Here is a 21557-nt window from a genome sequence, read left to right on the forward strand (position 1 = left end):
GTTTTCCTTTCCCGAGAAAGATGAACCCGATGTTCGTATCGGGGCCGTTACCAGCCTGTCAACCCTCACGTTTAGTATAGAACGCCTTTCTGAACTGGTCAAACGTTCCGGCCAGAATCGCCTCGCGCATGGAGTTGACCAGGTTCACGTAGTAATGGACGTTATGGATGCTGTTGAGCCGGTAAGCCAGTATTTCACGCGCCGTGTACAGATGCCGCAGATAGGCCAGGCTGTAATGGCGGCAGGTGTAGCAATCACACGAGGGATCCACCGGCCCCTCGTCATCCCGGAAGCGCGCGTTGCAGATGTTGATGGTACCCCGATCGGTAAACATCTGCCCGTTGCGGGCATTTCGCGTGGGCATGACGCAGTCGAACATATCGGCACCCAGGGCCACCAGTTCGACCAGGTCCTCGGGGGTGCCCACCCCCATGATATAGCGGGGACGGTCCGCCGGCAGCAGGGGCAGGGTGTGGGCCGCCATTTCCATCATCAGGTCCTTGGGCTCCCCCACACTGAGGCCGCCGATGGCGTAGCCGGGAAATCCGATCTCGGCGATGGCTTCGGCGGACCGTTGCCGCAGGTCGGCGAACATGCCCCCCTGGACGATACCGAACAGGCTGTTGCGGCATTCCGTCTGTTCGCGCCAGAAGGTTTTGCAGCGCGCCGCCCAGCGCGTGGTCAACTCCAGGGCCGCCACCGCCTGTTCATGGGAGGCCGGATGCTCCAGGCACTGATCCAGGCACATGATGATGTCGGAATTGAGGCAGATCTGGACCTCGATGGATTTTTCCGGCGACAGCATGTGCCGGCTGCCGTCGATGTGGGACTGGAACGCGTAGCCCGCTTCGGTCAGCTTGCGCAGCTTGGCCAGTGAAAAAACCTGGAACCCCCCGCTGTCGGTGAGGATGGGCCGGTCCCAGTGCATAAATCGGTGCAGGCCGGCAAAACGGCCGACAATGTCGCATCCGGGGCGAAGATAAAGGTGATAGGTATTGCCAAGGATAATCTGGGCGCCGGCGGCCTTCAACTCCTCGGGACTCAGTGCCTTGACCGTGGCCAGGGTGCCCACGGGCATGAAGACGGGAGTCTCGATTTGGCCGTGAAGCGTATCGAAAACACCCGCCCGGGCGGCGCCGGATTGAGATATCAATTTGAAATCAATCATAATTGGTCTGATTCGGATGATCGTTAGGATTCGATTAAGCGCGTATTCATGGCTGACAGGCCGTGTAACATCGGCCGCAGTCCGTCCACCTAAACACCTTCCACCTTCAGCCTGTCCACCTATTCTATCAACATCGCATCCCCATAGCTGAAAAAGCGGTACTTTTCGGCCACTGCCGTATGATAGGCCTCCAGCATGGTCTCCCGACCGGCAAACGCGGACACCAGCATCAGCAGGGTGGAGCGGGGCAGGTGAAAATTGGTGATCATGGCATCCACGATCTTAAACGTGTACCCCGGATAGATGAACAGATCACAGCGACCGCTTCCCGCCGCCACGCGGCCGTCCGACCGGGCGGCGTATTCCAGGGAGCGCACGCTGGTGGTGCCGACGGCCACCACCCGGCGGCCGGCCGCCTTGGCCTGGTTGACGATCCGCGCCGTCGCATCCGAAATGGAGAACCACTCTTCATGCATGCGGTGCTCCCGGATGTCGTCCACCCGGACCGGAACAAAGGTGCCGTACCCCACATGAAGGGTGACGGCGGTCACGGTGACGCCCTTTTCACGGATGCACGCCAGAATGTCATCGGTAAAGTGCAGACCTGCTGTCGGGGCGGCAATGGCCCCCTGCTCACGGGCATAAACGGTCTGATAGCGCATCCGGTCGGTTTCATCCGGTCCTTTGTCGTCCCTTTTGATGTAGGGGGGCAGCGGCATCCGCCCGATCCGATGCAGCAGGTCGTCAAATGGGGCGGGAGAGGAAAACCGAACCGAATAGATCCCGTCGGAGAAAGCCAGGACCTCGGCAGTCAACCCCTCATCGAAAAAAATCCGTGTGCCGGGGGGGCTCTGCTTGGAGGCCTTGATCAGGCACCGGTAAACCCGTGTGCGGTCATCCTGCCCGCGGTCCTCGGCTTCACCGTAATCGAGGATCAGCAGTTCGACTTTGCCGCCGGTTTTTTTACGACCGTACAGGCGTCCCGGGACAACCCGGGTGTCGTTGACGATCAGGACATCCGAGGGATGCAGCAGGTCGGCAATCTGGTTGAACTGCCGGTGCAAAACCGAGCCGTCGTTCCGTTTCAGGTGAAGCAGCCGGGAGCCGTCCCGGGCGGTTGCCGGGGTCTGGGCGATCAGCGCCTCCGGCAGGTGGTAATGGTAATCGTCGAGTGTATACATCCGTTACGGCCGCCAGTCCGGCCATTTCCTTTCCGTAGCATTGAGTCGTCATCGCCATGGGGCAACCCCACGGGTTGTTGACCGCCCGTCCGGAGTCGGGGCGTGTGTTTCTGGGCCAGCGCCGTTTCCGGACAGGCGCTGAGTGGTTTCAGCACTATAATGACCTTCCGGTGCGGGATCAAGCCTTGCCGGCGCATAGGCGTCACAAATGGGTTGCCCGCCCACCGACCAGCCGCCCGTTGCAAATTCATGCAATGAACAATATTCATAAAATTATTCTTGACAGAGGATTAACCGGCGGTCTAACGTCCAGGCGCAATAACATTGTTACTCTTTTTGAAAGAGCCAGTCTATACAATATAATTTTATGCATAAATTACAAATGAATAAACGTTATTTAAACAAGAAACATCATTATTCACAGCCATTATTCGCGTTTAAAAAAAGCATCTAAAAAAATATTTTTAGTATAAATTTATATAAGTTAAACAAAAGCCGATCTCCTGACGGGATCAAAAGATCGGAACCCTCATAACAATGTTTGCACCTCTTAAACCGGAAGTCTACCAGCGGCTGGAACAGGCCGTACTGGACATTTTTTCCCACTCCGACTTTCACAAGGCCAATATCCGTGACGTGGCCAACCGGGCGGGTGTAAGCTTTTCCACCATTTACAAACATTACGGATCCAAAGAGCGCCTGGTCTTTGCCTTTGTCGACGTCTGGCTGGGCAAACTGACCGAACGCATCTACGATCATCTTCAGGGCATCGAGGACCTCAAGGAAAAGATGCGCAAGGTGCTCTGGCTCCAGCTGGATTACTACGAACGCAACCCGGGTCTGGCCAGAATCATTTTCATGACCCTGCCCATGAAAACCTGGATGGCGGACGAATCCTTCCAGCAGAAAAAAATGATCAACCTCTACCTGGAGGTGATGCGCAAGGGCCAGAAAGAAGGTCAGCTCGATCCCAATGTTCGTGCCGGCGTACTGCTGGACGTCATGCTGGGGACGGTGCAGCGTGCCTTTACCATGTGGATCTCCAGGGGGCAGCAGGGCCGATTGACCGATCAGGCCAACATGCTTTTCGACATGGTCTGGCGGGCCATTTCCAATCCCGGTGATGGCGGCCGGTAAAAAAGTTACTTTAACCATTGGAATGGAGCAGTGATGACAGCGGGTTAATTTGTTTTTACCGGGTGCCGGGGTGTGGGTACTGATTCGCGTTTGCGTTACGATGTTGACAGGATGGGGTTTGCCGGGGGGCCGATATCACCATTTTAAACCGATCAACCGTTTTAACAAAAGGAGCACACCATGTCAGAACATCCCGATTTGCAAAAATGGAAAGACCTGTCCACCAAGCAGCTCAGGGGAAGACCCCTGGAGGACCTCGCGTGGGACACCCCTGAGGGGATACGGGTCAATCCGCTCTATACGGCGGAAGACCTGGAAGGCATGCCCCATGTCAATACCCTGCCCGGTTTCGCCCCCTACGTCCGCGGCCCCATGGCCACCATGTATGCCGGGCGCCCCTGGACCATCCGCCAATACGCCGGTTTTTCCACGGCCAAAGAATCCAATGCCTTTTACCGCCGCAACCTGGCCGCCGGCCAGAAGGGCCTGTCGGTGGCCTTTGACCTGGCCACCCACCGCGGCTACGATTCGGATCACCCCCGGGTCATGGGCGATGTGGGCAAAGCCGGAGTCGCCATCGATTCGGTGGAAGACATGAAAGTCCTCTTCGACCAGATCCCCCTGGACAAAATGAGCGTCTCCATGACCATGAACGGCGCGGTGCTGCCCATCATGGCCGGCTATATCGTGGCGGCCGAAGAACAGGGCGTCAGGCAGGAGCAGCTTTCCGGCACCATCCAGAATGACATCCTCAAGGAGTACCTGACCCGCAACACCTATATTTACCCGCCGACCCCCTCCATGCGCATCGTTTCGGACATCATCGCTTACTGCTCCGAAAACATGCCCAAGTTCAACACGGTCAGCATCAGCGGCTACCACATGATGGAAGCCGGCGCCAACAGCGTACTCCAGACGGCCTTCACCCTGGCGGACGGACTGGAATATGTCCGCGCGGCCATTGCCGCCGGGCTGGACATCGATGCCTTCGCCCCGCGGCTGAGCTTTTTCTTCGGCGTGGGCATGAATTTTTTCATGGAAATCGCCATGCTGCGGGCAGCCCGCTTCCTGTGGCACGAGCTGATCAAGCCCTTCAATCCCAAAAACCCCAAATCCTCCATGCTGCGGACCCATGTCCAGACCTCGGGCTGGAGCCTCACCGAGCAGGACCCCTACAATAACGTCATCCGCACCACCCTGGAAGCCCTGGCTGCGGTACTGGGCGGCACTCAGAGCCTGCACACCAACTCCTTTGACGAGGCCGTCGGCCTGCCCACGGACTTTTCGGCCCGCATCGCCCGCAATACCCAGATCATCATCCAGGAAGAATCCCAGGTATGCCACACGGTCGATCCGCTGGGCGGCTCCTACTACATCGAGGCCCTCACCGACGGAATCATCAAGGAAGCCCGCAAAATCATCGATGAAGTCGAAGAACTGGGCGGCATGGCCAAAGCCATCGAAACCGGCATGCCCAAGTTGCGGGTCGAGGAATCGGCGGCCCGCAAGCAGGCCCGCATCGACCAGGGGCTGGATGTCATCGTGGGCGTCAACAAATACAAACTCGACGAAGATACCCCCATGGACGTGCTGGAAGTCTCGGACGAGGTGCGCGAAGACCAGATCCGCATGATCAAGCGGCTCAAGGCCGACCGGGACGACGACGCCGTCCGCAACGCCCTGGGCGGGGTCACCCAGGCGGCCGAAAACGACGGCAACCTGCTGGCCGCCAGCATCGCGGCCATCCGCGCCCGGGCCACGGTGGGCGAGGTGTCCGACGCCATGGAAAAAGTCTTCGGCCGCTTCGTGGCCACCACCCAGTGCATCTCCGGGGTTTACGCGTCCGAATATTCCGACAACGAGGTGATCGAGGCCATTCGCAAGCGCACCGACGGCTTCATGGACAAAGAGGGCCGACGGCCGCGCATCCTGCTCACCAAGATGGGCCAGGACGGCCACGACCGAGGCATCAAGGTGGTGGCGACGGCCTTTGCCGATCTGGGCTTTGACGTGGATATCAGCCCCATGTTCCAGACGCCGGAGGAAGCGGCCAAAATGGCGGTGGAAAACGACGTCCACCTGGTGGGCGCATCCAGCCTGGCCGCCGGGCACAAGGCCCTGGTGCCCCAGCTCATCAAGGCGCTCAAGGCAGCCGGGGGCGACGACATTCAGGTCATCGTCGGCGGCGTGATTCCACCGGGCGACTATGACTTTCTCTACCAGGCCGGTGCCGTGGGCGTCTTCGGACCCGGAACGGCCATTACCGAATCGGCCAACAAGGTGCTCAACGCCCTGGACAACCGCAACGCATAATCGCACTGGGTCCGCATACGCCCGCTCCCCCGTCGCCAGGCCATTCCGGTGCGGCGGGGGAGCGGGTTGCCAATGACTCAGCAAGCCAGAATGGGGGCCATTTTCCAATGGGTGGAAAAGATCCCGACTATTACATCGACGGCGTCAGATCCGGCAACCGCCGCATCCTGGCCAAGACCATCACCCTGATCGAAAGCGCGCATCCCATCCACCGGCAACTGGGGCGCACCGTGGTCGACCGGCTGCTCCCGTTCACGGGGACGGCCATCCGCCTCGGCATCACCGGTGTTCCCGGGGTCGGCAAAAGCACCTTCATCGAAAGCTTCGGCACCATGCTGGTGGAGAAGGGCCACCGGGTGGCGGTGCTGGCTGTCGACCCGTCCAGCACCCGCAGCGGCGGCAGCATCATGGCGGACAAGACCCGCATGGAACGGTTGTCCGTTGCCCCGGGTGCATTTATCCGCCCGTCGCCCTCCGGCGGCACCCTGGGCGGGGTGGCCCGCATGACCCGTGAAACGCTGCTGGTCTGTGAAGCCGCCGGGTTCGATGTGGTGGTCGTGGAAACCGTGGGGGTGGGACAGTCTGAAACCACGGTGGCCTCCATGGTGGATTTTTTCCTGGTTCTCATGCTGGCCGGAGCCGGCGATGAACTGCAGGGCATCAAGAAAGGCGTGCTGGAACTGGCCGACGCGGTGGCCATCAACAAGGCCGACGGCGACAACCGGGAAAAGGCGGAAAAAGCCCGGCGATCCTATGAGATGGCCCTGCACCTGCTCAACCCGGCCACGCACACATGGTCCCCCCCGGTATTGACTTGCAGCGCCTTGACATTGGACGGGGTGGACACACTATGGGAGACCATCCTGGATTACCGCAAGCGATTGTCCGCCACCGGAGAACTGGACGAAAAACGTCGCCGCCAGTCATTGGCCTGGATGTGGTCGCGCATCGAAGACGGGCTCAAGGAACGGTTTTACGACAATCCGGCCATCAGCGACCGCCTGGGAGACATCGAAGCATCCGTGGAACGGGGAGACCTCTCTCCCACCGTCGGCGCGGACACGCTCCTTTTTTTGCTTGACAAGGATCGCTGAGTCTAGAAAATTGGAAGATTGTTTTCAGGCCCGTCTGACATGGGGAATTATTTTTTAACCTTTTGTTTATTTTAGTTATATATAATTTGTGGCCAGTTGCCGGATGACTTTTATCCTCACCCGCCAGCTAGTCAATGAGTTCTGCACTTCAGGTGAAAGGAATGTGACATGGGTATTGTGAAGGAAAAAATCAAGGATCTCAAGGCGCGGGAAGCCCGCATCCTTGAGATGGGCGGGGAAAAACTGGTTGCCAAGCACAAGGAAAAAGGCAAGCTGACCGCCCGTGAACGCATGGGAAAACTGTTCGACAAGGGAACGTTTCGGGAAATCGACATGTTCGTCCGGCACCGCTGCGTGAATTTCGGCATGGAGGATGTTGACATTCCTTCCGATGGCGTCGTTACCGGACACGGCCTCGTGGATGGCCGGCCGGTGTTCGCCTTTGCCCAGGACTTTACCGCCCGGGCGGGCAGCCTCGGCGAAATGCAGGCCAAGAAGATCTGCAAGGTCATGGACATGGCCCTGAAAGCCGGCGTCCCCTTTGTCGGCATCAACGACTCGGGCGGCGCCCGCATTCAGGAGGGGGTCGACGCCCTGTCCGGCTACGGCCAGATCTTTTATCGCAACTCGGTGGCCTCCGGCGTCATTCCACAGATCTCGGCCATCATGGGGCCAACGGCCGGCGGTGCGGTCTATTCACCGGCCATGACCGATTATATCTTCATGGTCAAGAACACCAGCTACATGTTCATCACCGGTCCTGAGGTCATCAAATCGGTCACCGGAGAAGAGATCAACTTCGAGGACCTGGGCGGCGCCATGGCCCACAATGAAAAGAGCGGTGTGGCCCAGTTCGCCTGCGAAAGCGACGAAGACGCCATCAACCAGATCAAATGCCTGCTGGCTTATCTGCCGGCCAACAACATGGAAGAGCCGCCGGTGGTGGAGACGGGCGACGACCCCACCCGAACCGACAAAGCGCTTAACACGATCATCCCGGACAGCCCCAACCAGTCCTACGACATGCGCGACGTGATCCGCGCCATCGTGGACAACGGGACCTTTTTCGAACCCCATCAGCACTTCGCCACCAATATCCTGACGGCCTTCGCCCGCCTCAACGGCCGCAGCATCGGCATCATCGCCAACCAGCCCATGGTCATGGCCGGGTGCCTGGACATCAACGCCTCGGACAAGGCCACCCGGTTCATCCGTTTCTGCGATGCCTTCAACATCCCGCTGCTCACCATCGCCGACGTCCCCGGCTACCTGCCCGGCAGCCAGCAGGAATGGGGCGGCATTATCCGCCACGGCGCCAAACTGCTGTGGTGTTACAGCGAAGCCACCGTGCCCAAGCTGCTGCTGGTCACCCGCAAGGACTACGGCGGATCCTATCTGGCCATGTGCTCCAAGGACCTGGGAGCCGATTTTGCCTTTGCCTGGCCCACCGCCGAAATCGCCGTCATGGGTGCCGCCGGTGCCGCCAACATCATCCACCGCAAAGCGATCAAGGGCGCCGACGATCCCAAGGCCAAACGGGCCGAGAAGATCGCCGAATACGAGGACCTGTTCTCCAATCCATACTGCGCCGCCCAGCGGGGCTACATCGATGCGGTTATCGAGCCGGCCGAGAGCCGGCCGCGGCTCATCGACGCCCTGGAAGTCATGTGCAGCAAACGGGAACTGCGGCCACCGAAAAAGCACGGCAACATCCCCACGTAGCGGCCGACGTCAAACGCTAACCAACCCCTAAAAGGTGTGATATATGGACGCAAATGAGAAAAAGCTGGCCGCCGCCGTTGCCGCGGTATCGGCCTATATCCAGACCGAAGAGGAAGCGCTGGTCATGCCGCCGCCCAAGCGGCCCGAACCCCGCCGATTTGACCAGGGCAACCTGTGGAGCCTGTCCGGCAGGCAGGGCATGATGCAAATGCGCAACCTGATGCAGATGAAAACCTTTAACCGATTGCGCTGAGGCCGACCGGAACCGAACATGTTAACCCACTTCCAATTTTTAAGAGGAGACCCATACGATGAGTGACCACGATCAAGTCAAAATGACCAGCATGAACTACGACGTGAACCGGCCGAAAGCGGAAAATCCGGTGAAGATCATGGATCTGAGCCTCCGCGACGGCCACCAGAGCCTGTTTGCCACCCGCGGCCGCACCGAGGACATGATCCCGGTGGCCGAACTGATGGACCAGGTGGGCTTCTGGGCCGTGGAGACCTGGGGGGGCGCCACCTTCGACACCATGCACCGCTTCCTCAACGAGGATCCCTGGGAACGGATCCGCACCCTGAAACGCTACTTCAAAAAGACCCCATTCTCCATGCTGCTGCGGGCCCAGAACCTGGTCGGCTACCGCAACTACGCCGATGACGTGGCCAACGCCTTCATGGACCGCGCCTGCGAAAACGGCATGGACATCTTCCGCACCTTCGACGCCCTCAACGACTACCGCAATTTCGAGACCGTGGTGCCCAAAATCAAGGAGTACGGCCGGCACTTCCAGGGCTGCATCTGCTACACGCTGACCGAACCGCGTCTGGGCGGCGAGGTCTACAATCTGGATTACTATGTGAACAAGGCCAAGGACCTGGATGCCATGGGCGCCGACTCCATCTGTATCAAGGATATGGCCGGTCTCATCGCCCCCTACGATGCCTATGCCGTGGTCAAGGCCATCAAGGAGGCGGTCAAGCTGCCCGTCCACCTGCACAGCCACTTCACTTCCGGCATGTCTCCGCTGAGCCACCTCAAGGCCATCGAGGCGGGTGTGGACATCATCGACACCGTCATGACGCCTTACGCCTATCGCACCTCCCACGCCGCCGTGGAGCCGCTGGTGATGAGCCTTTTGGGAACCAGCCGCGACACGGGCTTCGACATCCACCTGCTGGCCCGGATCAACGAGATCTTCGAAAAAGAAGTCATGCCCAAGTACAAACACCTGCTGGACGATTCCAAGATGTCCATCATCGACATCAACGTGCTGCTCCATCAGACCCCCGGCGGCATGCTCTCCAACCTGGTCAACCAGCTGCGCGACATGGACGCCCTGGACAAGATCGACGAGGTGTACAAGGAACTGCCGCGGGTCCGCAAAGACCTGGGCCAGATTCCGCTGGTCACGCCCACCAGCCAGATCGTGGGCATCCAGACGGTCAACAACGTGCTCTTCGACACCCCGGAAGAGCGCTACAAGATGATCACCGGCCAGGTCAAGGACCTGTGCTACGGCCTCTACGGCAAGACCGCCGTGCCCATCAACGAAGAGGTTCAGAAAAAGGCCCTCAAGGGCTACGAACGGGGCGAAGAGCCGATCACCTGCCGGCCCGCCGAAGTGCTCGAACCGGAACTGGAGAAGGCCAAGGAAGAGATCGGCGACCTGGCCGTGGATAAGGACGACCTGGTGCTTTACGCCATCTACCCGGTCACCGGAAAGAAGTTCCTGCAGTGGAAGTACGGCAAGGAAGAGCCGCCCGCATCAGTCAAACCCATCACCATGGATGAGGTCCGGAAGAAGGACGAGCTGATTAAAAAAGCCAAGGCCGGCGAACTGGTTGAGAAGAAGAAGGGCGCTCCGGCCAAGGGTGAGAACACACGCACCTTCAATGTGTTCGTGGACAACGAGTACTTTGAAGTGGGTGTGGACGAAGTCGGCGGCAGCCCGGTGCTGCAATACGCCCAGCAGATTCAGCTGTCCGGCGCCGTTCCGGCGGCCGCACCGCCCGCCCCTGCAGCTGCCCCTGCAGCTGCGCCCGCTGCCGCACCGGCCGCACCGGCCGCAGCTGCGCCGGCAGCCGCGCCCGAGAAGAAAGCCGAAGCCGCGCCCGCTGCCCCTGCGGCGGCAGACGCCGCCGGCACCCCCCTGCCCGCCCCCATGCCCGGCATGATCGTCAAGTACGAGAAAAAAGTGGGCGACGCGGTCAACGAAGGGGAGACCCTGGTGATCCTGGAAGCCATGAAGATGGAAAACGCCCTGGCCGCGCCGGCCAGCGGAACGGTCAAAGCGATCAACTACGGATCGGGAGACTCGGTGGCCAAGGGAGATGTGCTCTGCGTGGTCGGTTAAGCCGGAAGTCATGTGACTGAACAGTGTCCATCCAGAAATGGGGAATTTTGGCCGAGATCAAAGCAGGCGAAAAATTTTACCGCAGGCATCGTGTTGATATTCCGAGGATAAAATTTTGAGCATAGCGCTGATATCGGGAAAAGAACCATTTATGGATGGGCACTGAATAAATGAGCATGGTCACCCGCCTGCGGCTCACGACCGTGCTCATCCTTTTTCAGCCGGATTTTTACGATCGATGAACCCAACGTTTCCTCCGTTACAGACTTCAAGATAATGTTTTTGGACGGCGTTATCGGTCATCGCAGTATTCAGTCAGCTGACAGCTTCCTCCCTCTGGCCTTTCCAAAGACACTATCCGCAACCCTATCGAATTAAGGAGAAAGAGGCCCATCCATGAAAATTCATGAATACCAAGCCAAAGAACTGTTCCGCAAGAACGGCGTGGCCGTTCCCGACGGTCAGGTCGCCTTTACCGTCGAAGAGGCCAAGGCGGCCGCTGAAAAACTGGGATCCTATCCGGTGGTGGTCAAGGCCCAGATCCACGCAGGAGGCCGCGGGTTGGGCGGCGGCGTGAAAGTGGCCAAGAACGAACAGGAATTCGACGACTACGCCGGCAGCATTCTGGGGATGAACCTGGTCACCAAGCAGACCGGTCCCGGCGGAAAACGGGTCAAAAAGCTGCTGGTCGAGCAGGGGCTCAACATCGCCAAGGAACTCTACCTCAGCATTCTGCCGGACCGCGCCACCGCCAAGATGATCATCATGGCTTCGGAAGCCGGCGGTATGGACATCGAAGATGTGGCCGAGAAAACCCCGGAGAAGATCATCAAGGTGTATGTGGATCCCAACGTGGGCATCCAGGGCTACCACCTGCGGGCGGCGGCGTTCGGGCTCAACATGCCCAAAGCTTCCATGAAACCCTTCACCGTCCTGCTGAAGAACCTGTTTAACCTGGCCGTCAACTACGACTGCTCCCTGGTGGAGATCAACCCCCTGATCATCACCGCGGAAGACGATGTCATCGCCCTGGACGGCAAGATGGATTTCGACGACAACGCCCTCTACCGTCACCCGGACGTAAAAGAGTACCGCGATCTGGATGAAGAGGATCCCACCGAAGTGGAGGCCGGCAGCCACGGCCTGAACTACATCCATCTTGGCGAAGGCGGCAACGTGGGCAACATGGTCAACGGCGCCGGACTGGCCATGGCCACCATGGACTGCATCAAGTACGCCGGCGGCAATCCGGTCAACTTCCTCGACGTGGGCGGCGGCGCCAGCGCCGAGCAGATCGAAAACGGCTTCCGCATCCTGCAGAGCGACGAAAACGTCAAGGCAATCCTGATCAATATCTTCGGCGGAATCCTGCGCTGCGACCGGCTGGCCAACGGCGTGGTCCAGGCCGCCGAGAAGGTGGGCCTGCGCGTGCCGGTGATCATCCGCATGGAAGGCACCAACCTGAAAGAGGGGCGCCAGATCCTGGCGGATTCGGGCCTGGACCTGATCAACGCCAAAGACCTCAAGGACGCAGCCGAGAAGTTGAAGGAAGCCATCCAGTAACTCCCACAAACAAGCGAGGAATGAATCGTGAGCATACTTGTCAATAAGGAAACGAAGTTGGTGGTGCAGGGTATTACTGGAAAGGAAGGCCAGTTCCATACCCGTGCATGCGTGGACTACGGTACCCAGGTGGTGGCCGGCGTGACGCCCGGAAAGGGCGGCCAGAAGATGGACGACGTTCCCGTTTTCAATACGGTGTCCGATGCCGTCAGGATCGCCGGTGCCAATGCCAGCATGATTTTCGTGCCCCCGCCCTTTGCCGCTGACGCCATCATGGAAGCGGCCGATGCCGAAGTGCCCCTGATCGTCTGCATCACCGAGGGGATTCCGGTCATGGACATGATGCGGGTGAAAAACTACCTCAAGGACAAACCGGTGCGCCTCATCGGTCCCAACTGCCCCGGCATCATCACCCCCGGCGAATGCAAAATCGGCATCATGCCCGCCGTCATTCACCAGCCCGGCAAAATCGGCGTGGTCTCCCGATCCGGCACCCTGACCTATGAAGCCGTCCACGCCCTGACCACCACCGGCCTGGGCCAGACCACCTGTATCGGCATCGGCGGCGACCCGGTCAACGGGACCAACTTCATCGACTGCCTGGAGCGCTTCCAGGCCGACGAGGCCACCGAAGGCATCGTCATGATCGGCGAAATCGGCGGCGACGCGGAAGAAAATGCGGCCGACTACATCAAGGCCGAGGTCACCAAACCGGTTGTCGGTTTCATCGCCGGCCTGACCGCGCCTCCGGGACGGCGCATGGGCCATGCCGGCGCCATCATCAGCGGCAGCAGCGGCACCGGCCAGAGCAAGGTGGCGGCCATGAAGGCCAACGGGATCCATGTGTGCGAGAACCTGGCGTATCTGAGCGATGTCTGCGCCGAAACCTTTAAATAGCCGGGATGGAAAGGGCATCTCTTACCCGATTTCTGTGTTGGGCGGCGGATCCGAATACTCGAAATATTCACAATATTCCTTCGGTTCGAATCCACCACCCGCTTTGAACTCGGGCGAAATCTGCCATTTCTGATTCCGATTGAATTGATCTTTTTCTATACGGACGGTCTTTGCAGGCCGTCCGTGGTTTTTTGGCAGTTGATCTAATTTCGGCCAGATGGTAATTGATCTGCGTTGAAATTGAACACCCCAGACCCCGGCCCTATCCCCTCAATGGGAGAGGGAGACGACACGTGCGGTTTATCCCAATATTTTTACAACGGTCGTGCTGGCGTCCCCTCGCCCCCCGGGGGAGAGGGACAGGGTGAGGGGGAATAGAATGATGTGTTTCAAGGCAGGTTGGATCACCAAGCGCCGTTTTCAGGCATCCGTTATCTAACCTCGGTCCTCGGAGAAAACCATGCACGAAATGGGCATCGCCATGGAGATCGTGGACATCGCCAAAGCTTCGATCCCGGAAGATATGCAGGGCAGCAAGGTCCGCAAAGTCAACCTTCAGGTGGGCAAGCTGTCGGCCATCGTGACGGAAAGCCTGCGGTTCTGCTTTGATCTGGTGATCAAGGACACGCCCCTGGAAGGGGCCGAACTGGCCGTAGAGGAAATGCCCGTGGTGGCCCGGTGCAGGGACTGCCAGACCCAGTGGACCGTCACGGAGCCGGTGTTTACCTGCAAGAACTGCCAGAGCGGGGCCATCGACATTCTCTCGGGCCGCGAACTGGACATCAAGTCCATTGAAATCGAGGACAAGGATTGACCATGTGGAATTTCGCCAATCGCATCACCCGACGCTATCATCACGATCATAAAAAACACGGTTCCCACGACCATCACCACCATCACGACCACGGACATGACGTTGAGTCCCGGAAATCGGGCACCCGTGAAATCAAGGTGGTCCGGCGGGTGCTGGACGCCAATGACATCATGGCGGACCGCATGCGGGCCGTCTTTAACGAAAAAAAGGTCTTCGTGCTCAACATGATGAGTTCGCCGGGCTCGGGCAAGACCACCACCTTGCAGAAAACCCTGGCCCGCATCATGCCGGAGCTGCGCTGCGCCGTGATCGTGGGCGATATCTGCACCACCCACGATGCCGACCGCCTGGCCCGGTCCGGTGCCCCGGTGATCCAGATCAACACCGATGAATTCGGCGGAGACTGCCACCTGGCGGCCCATGTGGTCGAAAGGGCCGTGGCCGGCCTGGACCTGGATGCCATCGACCTGCTGATCGTGGAGAACATCGGCAACCTGGTCTGCCCGGCCGAGTTCGATATCGGCGAGGACAAGCGTGTGGTGGTCCTCTCGGTCACCGAGGGCGAAGACAAGCCGGCCAAGTACCCCCTCATGTTCCGCGAGTGCGACGCCACCCTGCTCAACAAGATCGACCTTTTGCCCTACCTGGATTTCGACATGGACCTGGCGCGCAAATCGATCGGCCAGATCCACCCGGGCATGCCCGTTTTCGAAATGTCCGCCAAAACCGAAGAAGGCTTTGACGAATGGATCGGGTGGCTGCAGGAGCAGGTAGATGCCAAGTTGAAAGGGTGATGTCGGTTTCGGTTGGATTGATTGGATCGTCTGCCACGCATTGTCCTGTAGAAAGCCATGCCGACCACCAAAACACAAAAAAAGAAAGCCAAACGCAAAAACAAGCTTCAGGCCCGCAAGAAGGCCCAACATGCTGAAGTCCGCTTGGACAAAGCAGATTTTTTTTACGCCGAATCCCAATGGTACAAGGAGCAGGGAAATTTTGACAAAGCGTTGCATTTTATTAAAAAAACGCTGAAGCTGGCTCCGAATGACCTCGATTACATCAGGGCCCTGGTTGATTTGGGATTCAGGATGAAGAACCCAAAGCTCCAGTTTGACGGCATCATGCGGTTGTACAGCTGTGGTCAGATGGATGACCTGCTATTGCCCCATTTTACCAATTTGCTGATCGATAAAGGGGATTTCGAACTGGCCATTCAAACGATCGATCGCCTGATCGTTCGGCTCCCCTCCATGAACATTCCCAATAAGCGTCGACTCAACAGGGATGCGAAACACAATCGTGAATATTGCCTGTTCCAATTGCAGAATGAAGTAAGCGGCCGGCCTTCGCCCCCCAAAAAGCAAGTCAAGAAAAAAGCGGTCAAAAACAAACCTCAGGTGGCCAGTCCCCGGTCGGTACACCCGAGGCCTCCCGCGTCAGAACCGTCCTTGCCTGAAATTCCCGTAAGCGTGGTCATCGACCGGGATTCCTTCCAAACGCATCTATCCGCAGGCATGGCGTCATCCCACGCACGGTATGACGTTGCCCTGGAGGCCCAGCGTATCCGCTTCAGGGAGTCCTTCGAGAACCTGATCTGCTTGTCGACCCTCATGGGTGTCCAATCGTTCTGGCACCAGGAAGAGACGGCCCGCAAAGTGTTAAAAACCTTTCGTGGACGCGCCCTTCTATCGGACGAGGTGGGGCTGGGCAAGACCATCGAAGCCGGCATGGTCCTGAAAGAGTATGTTCAGCGTGGCATGGTTAAAAGTGCCCTGATCCTGACCCCCACCCCACTGGTCAGCCAGTGGCAGGAAGAACTGAAAGCCAAATTCGCTCTTGATTTTGCATCCACCGACGACCTGGATTTTCGCAAGTCCAATCACGCGTTCTGGAACCTGCCGTTTATTCTGGCCTCCATCAATCAGGCAAAATCCAAGCGCAACGTCGATGCCGTGACCCGCCGGGAATATGACATGGTGATCGTGGATGAGGCCCATCATCTTAAGAATCGCAATACCCTCAACTGGAAGCTGGTCAACGCGCTTAAAAAACGGTTCCTGCTCCTGTTGACCGCCACGCCGGTGGAAAACAACCTCATGGAGTTGTACAACCTGATCACCCTGCTCAAGCCGGGCCAACTCAAGACGGCCAAAGCCTTTCGCGAGCGGTTCATGACCAAGGGGGATCCGACCAGCCCGCAAAACCGCAGCCGGCTCAAGAAACTTCTCGGCCAGGTGATGATTCGCAACACCCGGGCCGTGGCAAAAATCAATATTCCCCCACGCTTTGCCGAAACCATAAGGATTGAGCCCACCGGTGCGGAAAAAGAGCTTTACGACCGCATCACCACCTTGGTTCAATCCATCAATGAGACCAGCGGGACAGGCAACAAGCTACTGCTCAAACACCTGTTGGCCGAAGCCGGATCTTCACCACAGGCAGTGGAATCGACTCTTTCGCGCATGCTGGGCAACAAGGAACTGCTGCTGGACCATGAAAAACAGATAGGGGCCATCCGCAATCTGACACGGTCCATGGGCGATACCCAGAAGAACAAAGTCCTGCTCAACATCATTCACAGTGCACCGGGAAAAAAAATTATCTTTGTCAAGTACATGGGCACCTTGGCGCATATCTCTGATTACCTGGCCTGGAAAAAGATACCCCATGCGATGTTTCACGGCCAAATGAAAAACGCGGAAAAGGATGCACAGATAGAGCAATTCAAGGAGCAAACCGATATTCTGGTCACCACGGAAATCGGCGGCGAGGGACGCAACCTGCAATTTTGCCACCAGATGATCAACTATGACCTGCCCTGGAATCCCATGAAAATCGAACAGCGTATCGGCCGGATTCACCGCATCGGACAGGAAAATGAGGTGCGCATTTTCAACCTCTGCTCGGCCAACAGCATCGAAGATTACATTCTGGATATCCTGGATCGTAAAATCAACATGTTCGAGATGGTGATCGGCGAGATTGAAATGATCCTCGGACGCGTTCGCGGCGAAAAGGATTTTTCCGACCGGGTGTACAATATATGGATGGATGCGGCATTGCCGGAAGAACGTCAAAAGGGCTTCGACCAATTGGCCACGCAGCTCAAGCGCTCCAAAACACGCTACCACACAACAAAACAGTTGGACGAGAATCTTTTCGGAGAGAATTTTGAACTCTGATCCGAACCACACCCTGGAATCGTTTGTCGAACGTTTCTTTGTCTGCCGGGGTGCGGTGGTCGAAAAACGTGGCTCAGGTCTGGATCTGCTGGTTCCAGGGGATCTGGCACGGCGGTTCGGTATTCCTGAGTATTGCCACCTGGCCGTTGAAGGCGAGTCGCCGGATAGTTACAGCGTCAACTATGGCTCTCCGCTGCTGGAAACCATCATCCAGGCCGCCGGAGAGCAGATTCCCCTGACCATTGTTCGTCTCGCCTTTCACTACCTCAAAAGCCAGGGCTTCGACCGGCTGATCCAGGAGCGGTTCACCTTTCACGGTGCCATTGTCGGCGTGAACAACACCGCCGAAGTACTCACCGAATACCTGCTGCTGAATTGCCGTTTTCTGGCTCAAAGCGACGAACAAAAAGAGGGATTGATTCCCCGGGCCTTCAACATCGAAACCGGTGCGCCGGTCGGCAACCTTGAGGAAATGCTGGAGACCACCGAAAAGGAATTTGAGCCGGATGGCCCCTGCAGCCCGTTTGAAGCGGGAAAAATCGATGCCATCATTGATTGGGTCAGCCGTCAGGCACCCAAATGGGTAGAAGCGGAAATCCAGCCCTTCCGTGACAGCATGAACCGCCGCTTCAGGAGGGATGTGGCCAACCTGGAGGCATACTATGCCGACTTGAAGCAGGAGATGAGGGACAATTTGAAGCGCAGCGGCATGTCCAAGCAGTTGATTCAGGAGCGAAGAGAAAAAATTGCGCTGATACCGGAAGAGATGGCCAAGAAAAAAGATGACCTGTTCAAGAAATACAGCATCAAGGTCAAGATAGAACTCAGCGGTGCCATGCTGATCCGCACCCCAGCCGTCAAGTTGTTCTGTCAGGCCACCATCGGCCGCAGCAAAAAGCCCTTCACCCTGTTCTACAATCCCATCGACAAATCCCTTGATCCCCTGGTTTGCAATGGCTGCGGGCAAGCCGCGACCGACATCCATTTCTGCGACCGGCTGCATCTGCTGTGTCCCGAATGCGCACAGATATGCCCCGCCTGCAATACCAGGTCATAATTATCCCATTTTTCACTCGGTCAATTGATCCGCGCTGATGTCCAATGCGGATGCAATTTTTTCCAGCGTGGATCGTCTTCTGTTCGACTCTCTGATTTGTGATATTGAGTGCCATGGAATCCTCAATTTTTGTATATCGTGTATAATGCATACATGCAGTATATGCAGCGGTCAAGGAAGACCGTCGCCCAGCAATTGTAATTTTAAAACGATCAAATTCCGTTTTTCATTTTCTTGTGCGGCCAAGAAAACGAAACAAAAGAAGCCGCCCGCGTCACGGGACATCCCTTGCGCTTCTCGCCACCGGCGGGTCCTGTGGAACTCGCTGCGCTCAAACAGCCACAGGCCCAAGGTCGCCGCTGTCTGCGATGCTCAGGCCCGTGACGAAGGGGCAAAAGGAATCGCTTTTGGCTCAATCCGTTTATATGACCGAACGCATCGGCCGCCCCAGCTTCTAAATTTTATATATTGTTTGCTCTTGGGGATGGGGGTTTTTTTATAAAACTAATACGATGGGACATAATGACAATTACTGACCGTCGCCCTTATTCCTTCTATTGTGGGTTTGATCATTTCCGCACCAAACTAAACCAGACGGCTTTTTCCTGATAGAAATGTATAGACCCCTTTCCCAGCCTGGATGATCTTCCTGCCAAGTTGCTCTGGTTTGCCGCTGGTGTCGGCATAGGGAATCAAAAAACGGCTTCCCAACATGGCAACCAGATTGTTGCGTTGCTGGGCAGTCGATACGGTGGGCCGTTTCTGTTTTTCGTCGAATGGCGACAAAATCAGCAACCGGCCCTGATCGATCGGCTTTTTCCATACGCTCGGAATCCGCATCCGAGCGATGCTGCGCGCCGGACAGACGACAATCGACTGGTCGCCTTTCAGCAGGATATCCAGGCAGTCCTTTTCGATGGGAGAATGGAAACCGCTGACAACGGGGACGCCGGCGTCGCGCAAAAGCCGCATGCAATCGTAGGTGTTCAAAATGATTTTGCCGGGGCATCGGATCGAGCAGAAAATGCCCAACAAGTTGTCATTGAGGATATCAAGGTTGCCAATGGTCCAAAAGCTTTGAAAACGGGAGGAGATTTCACCCTTTAGTAAGGCCGCCGGGCAGGTTGATTCGCTCGTTTTGATTTTCTGAGTTGGGTTGCTCATGACGATAAAATTCTATTCGTAATTCTATTTGGAAATTACGAATAGAATTCCAAATAGAACCCTATATGGCGTTCATACAACTGAAATATTTGAATAATTCTATTTGGAAAAATTCCAAATAGAATTCCAAATAGAAATCAAGGCAACTCGTACCGGGTCCATCGCCCCTTCCCCAACCGCTTGATTACCCCTTTATCGGTCATTTTTTTCAGGATGTAGGATGTTTCGTCAAGATTGGTACCTAACAGTTCGCGGCATTCGGCATTGGTGATTGAGCCCTGCTGTTGAATGTAGCCTATAATTTTTTTCTCGTTTTCCCCTATTGGCGAATCGCCATTTTCAGCCACTGAAACCTTCAAACGATATTTGGTCCATCGGCCGACACCGCTCTGTTCCACAAGATCCGCCTGCACCAAGCCCCGCAAATCACTCCCGGCGGTCATCATATCCACGCGGTTCAACCGGCGATAGTCCTGGTTGTCGATGTCATGATTCTGTTTGAGATAGACCAAGGCCAAGCGCTGGTGATCGTTGATCGGCAACTGTGCAAACCGATTGATTCACCCCAAACAACTGAATATTGAATCCATCCATTTGGAAAGTTCTCGACTGGAGTTGACGGGTGGCGTTCGAATAGAAAAAGGGGCTCTATACAAAAAACGCGGTGGTTCCCCTCCACAGGGGAACCACCGCGCTTTATATGTTAACGGCCGGTCAAGCCGTGGGGAGGCGTCTTTAAGCGATCATGCCTTCCTTCCAGAAGGGCGACATCTGGCGCAGGCGTTCGATGATGGGCGGCATCTTCTCGATGATGAAATCGATCTCTTCTTCGGTGTTGTAAATGCTCAGGCTGTAGCGGATCGATCCGTGGGCGGCGGTGAAGGGCACCCCCATGGCACGCAGCACGTGGGAGGGTTCCAGGGAGCCGGACGTACAGGCGGAACCGGATGAGGCGCAGATCCCGTACTGGTCCATCAGCAGCAGGATGGCTTCGCCCTCGATGTACTCGAAGGCGATGCTGGTGGTGTTGGGCAGGCGGTTTTCCGGATCGCCGTTGATCATTGATTTGGGCACGCGTTTGAGCAGTTCGGTTTCCAGCTTGTCCCGCAGGGCCCGCACCCGGGTGTTTTCGTCCTGCATGCATTCCATGGCCAGCTGGGCGGCGCGGCCCATGCCGATGATGGAGGCGGTATTCTCGGTGCCGGCCCGGCGCCCGAATTCCTGGTGTCCCCCCATGAGAAAAGGAGCGAACTTGGTGCCCTTGCGAATGTAAAGGACGCCGACCCCCTTGGGGGCGTGCAGTTTGTGCCCGGAAATCGAAAGCATGTCGATGGACGAATCGGCCATGTTGATGGGAATTTTTCCCACGGCCTGGACGGCATCGGAGTGAAAGACGATGCCCCGCTCCCTGACCTTGCGGGCAATCTCTTCCACGGGGAAAATCGTTCCGGTTTCATTGTTGGCCCACATGACACTGACGATGGCCGTGTCGTCGGACAGGTGCTTGTAGAGGAAATCCAGGTCCAGACGCCCCAGCCGGTCCACGGGAACAAACGTCACCCGGTAGCCGTTGTCTGCCAGGTGCTCGCACAGGCTCTTCACCGCCGGATGCTCCACCCGGGTGGTGATGATGTGGCGCTTGTCCGGATTGGCCCGGATGGCGGCGTGAATGGCCGTGCTGTCGCTTTCGGTGCCGCAGCTGGTGAACAGGATCTCTTCGGGCATGGCGCCTAGCAGGGTGGCCACCTGTTCGCGGGCCGCCTTGAGCGTGGCGCCCACGTTGCCGCCGAAGGCGTGCATGCTGGACGGATTGCCGTACAGGTCGGAAAAATAGGGCAGCATCGCCTCCACCACCTCCGGTGCAACACGGGTAGTGGCATTGTTGTCCATGTAAATGGGTTTCATCCG

Annotated in this window: 17 protein-coding genes; 12 read left to right on the top strand and 5 right to left on the bottom strand. The window is 57.4% G+C overall.

Annotation, left to right across the window (positions count from 1 at the left end; genetic code table 11):
- Positions 1–58: 58 nt before the first annotated feature.
- Positions 59–1168 carry a tRNA guanosine(34) transglycosylase Tgt gene (gene tgt, locus DSCA_RS17480; RefSeq protein ID WP_155317644.1) on the bottom strand — a complete coding sequence of 370 codons (1110 nt, stop codon included), beginning with the start codon at positions 1166–1168 and terminating at the stop codon, positions 59–61.
- Positions 1169–1287: 119 nt separating this feature from the next.
- Entirely contained in the window at positions 1288–2349 is a 1062-nt protein-coding gene (gene queA / locus DSCA_RS17485) for a tRNA preQ1(34) S-adenosylmethionine ribosyltransferase-isomerase QueA (RefSeq protein ID WP_155317645.1), read from the bottom strand.
- Between the two features lie 537 nt (positions 2350–2886).
- Between queA and DSCA_RS17490 the strand changes: the two genes are divergently transcribed.
- The 12 genes from DSCA_RS17490 (at position 2887) to DSCA_RS17545 (ending at position 18485) form a co-directional block, all read left to right on the top strand.
- Positions 2887–3486 carry a TetR/AcrR family transcriptional regulator gene (locus DSCA_RS17490; RefSeq protein WP_155317646.1) on the top strand — a complete coding sequence of 200 codons (600 nt, stop codon included), beginning with the start codon at positions 2887–2889 and terminating at the stop codon, positions 3484–3486.
- 180 nt (positions 3487–3666) lie between these two features.
- The gene (gene scpA / locus DSCA_RS17495) at positions 3667–5799 is read left to right on the top strand and encodes a methylmalonyl-CoA mutase (protein ID WP_155317647.1); all 2133 of its coding nucleotides are present in this window, start codon (positions 3667–3669) and stop codon (positions 5797–5799) included.
- Between the two features lie 107 nt (positions 5800–5906).
- Complete coding sequence (meaB, locus tag DSCA_RS17500; protein ID WP_155317648.1) at positions 5907–6893, top strand: methylmalonyl Co-A mutase-associated GTPase MeaB; 987 nt, start codon at positions 5907–5909, stop codon at positions 6891–6893.
- A 168-nt stretch (positions 6894–7061) separates the two neighbouring features.
- Entirely contained in the window at positions 7062–8615 is a 1554-nt protein-coding gene (locus tag DSCA_RS17505; protein ID WP_155317649.1) for an acyl-CoA carboxylase subunit beta, read from the top strand.
- A gap of 43 nt (positions 8616–8658) precedes the next feature.
- On the top strand, positions 8659–8868 hold the full coding sequence (locus tag DSCA_RS17510) for a hypothetical protein (RefSeq protein ID WP_155317650.1): 210 nt from the start codon (positions 8659–8661) through the stop codon (positions 8866–8868).
- Between the two features lie 58 nt (positions 8869–8926).
- Entirely contained in the window at positions 8927–10972 is a 2046-nt protein-coding gene (locus DSCA_RS17515) for a pyruvate carboxylase subunit B (RefSeq protein ID WP_155317651.1), read from the top strand.
- A 396-nt stretch (positions 10973–11368) separates the two neighbouring features.
- Entirely contained in the window at positions 11369–12535 is a 1167-nt protein-coding gene (gene sucC, locus DSCA_RS17520) for an ADP-forming succinate--CoA ligase subunit beta (RefSeq protein WP_155317652.1), read from the top strand.
- A gap of 27 nt (positions 12536–12562) precedes the next feature.
- Entirely contained in the window at positions 12563–13432 is an 870-nt protein-coding gene (gene sucD / locus DSCA_RS17525) for a succinate--CoA ligase subunit alpha (RefSeq protein ID WP_155317653.1), read from the top strand.
- Positions 13433–13892: 460 nt separating this feature from the next.
- The gene (gene hypA / locus DSCA_RS17530; protein WP_155317654.1) at positions 13893–14246 is read left to right on the top strand and encodes a hydrogenase maturation nickel metallochaperone HypA; all 354 of its coding nucleotides are present in this window, start codon (positions 13893–13895) and stop codon (positions 14244–14246) included.
- Positions 14247–14248: 2 nt separating this feature from the next.
- Positions 14249–15040 carry a hydrogenase nickel incorporation protein HypB gene (hypB, locus tag DSCA_RS17535; protein ID WP_155317655.1) on the top strand — a complete coding sequence of 264 codons (792 nt, stop codon included), beginning with the start codon at positions 14249–14251 and terminating at the stop codon, positions 15038–15040.
- 57 nt (positions 15041–15097) lie between these two features.
- A complete protein-coding gene (locus tag DSCA_RS17540) occupies positions 15098–17428 on the top strand; it encodes an SNF2-related protein (RefSeq protein ID WP_155317656.1) in 2331 nt (776 codons plus the stop codon).
- Positions 17418–18485 carry a hypothetical protein gene (locus DSCA_RS17545; RefSeq protein ID WP_155317657.1) on the top strand — a complete coding sequence of 356 codons (1068 nt, stop codon included), beginning with the start codon at positions 17418–17420 and terminating at the stop codon, positions 18483–18485. Before DSCA_RS17540 ends, DSCA_RS17545 begins: the two co-directional genes overlap by 11 nt.
- Positions 18486–19070: 585 nt before the next feature.
- On the opposite strand, the gene DSCA_RS17550 is transcribed toward DSCA_RS17545, so the two are convergent.
- From DSCA_RS17550 to nifS, 3 genes are all read right to left on the bottom strand, one after another.
- Positions 19071–19475 carry an SMF family protein gene (locus DSCA_RS17550; protein WP_155317658.1) on the bottom strand — a complete coding sequence of 135 codons (405 nt, stop codon included), beginning with the start codon at positions 19473–19475 and terminating at the stop codon, positions 19071–19073.
- 311 nt (positions 19476–19786) lie between these two features.
- Positions 19787–20191, bottom strand: a complete 405-nt coding sequence (locus DSCA_RS17555) for a winged helix-turn-helix transcriptional regulator (RefSeq protein ID WP_155317659.1) — start codon at positions 20189–20191, stop codon at positions 19787–19789.
- A 193-nt stretch (positions 20192–20384) separates the two neighbouring features.
- A complete protein-coding gene (gene nifS, locus DSCA_RS17560; protein WP_155317660.1) occupies positions 20385–21554 on the bottom strand; it encodes a cysteine desulfurase NifS in 1170 nt (389 codons plus the stop codon).
- Positions 21555–21557 lie beyond the last annotated feature (3 nt).

This window comes from Desulfosarcina alkanivorans (assembly GCF_009688945.1).
Classification (GTDB): Bacteria; Desulfobacterota; Desulfobacteria; order Desulfobacterales; family Desulfosarcinaceae; genus Desulfosarcina; species Desulfosarcina alkanivorans.

Coding starts and splice junctions, on each gene's coding strand:
- tgt (WP_155317644.1), bottom strand. CDS start 1,168: ATGATTGATTTCAAATTGATATCTCAATCCGGCGCCGCCCGGGCGGGT.
- queA (WP_155317645.1), bottom strand. CDS start 2,349: ATGTATACACTCGACGATTACCATTACCACCTGCCGGAGGCGCTGATC.
- DSCA_RS17490 (WP_155317646.1), top strand. CDS start 2,887: ATGTTTGCACCTCTTAAACCGGAAGTCTACCAGCGGCTGGAACAGGCC.
- scpA (WP_155317647.1), top strand. CDS start 3,667: ATGTCAGAACATCCCGATTTGCAAAAATGGAAAGACCTGTCCACCAAG.
- meaB (WP_155317648.1), top strand. CDS start 5,907: ATGGGTGGAAAAGATCCCGACTATTACATCGACGGCGTCAGATCCGGC.
- DSCA_RS17505 (WP_155317649.1), top strand. CDS start 7,062: ATGGGTATTGTGAAGGAAAAAATCAAGGATCTCAAGGCGCGGGAAGCC.
- DSCA_RS17510 (WP_155317650.1), top strand. CDS start 8,659: ATGGACGCAAATGAGAAAAAGCTGGCCGCCGCCGTTGCCGCGGTATCG.
- DSCA_RS17515 (WP_155317651.1), top strand. CDS start 8,927: ATGAGTGACCACGATCAAGTCAAAATGACCAGCATGAACTACGACGTG.
- sucC (WP_155317652.1), top strand. CDS start 11,369: ATGAAAATTCATGAATACCAAGCCAAAGAACTGTTCCGCAAGAACGGC.
- hypA (WP_155317654.1), top strand. CDS start 13,893: ATGCACGAAATGGGCATCGCCATGGAGATCGTGGACATCGCCAAAGCT.
- hypB (WP_155317655.1), top strand. CDS start 14,249: ATGTGGAATTTCGCCAATCGCATCACCCGACGCTATCATCACGATCAT.
- DSCA_RS17540 (WP_155317656.1), top strand. CDS start 15,098: ATGCCGACCACCAAAACACAAAAAAAGAAAGCCAAACGCAAAAACAAG.
- nifS (WP_155317660.1), bottom strand. CDS start 21,554: ATGAAACCCATTTACATGGACAACAATGCCACTACCCGTGTTGCACCG.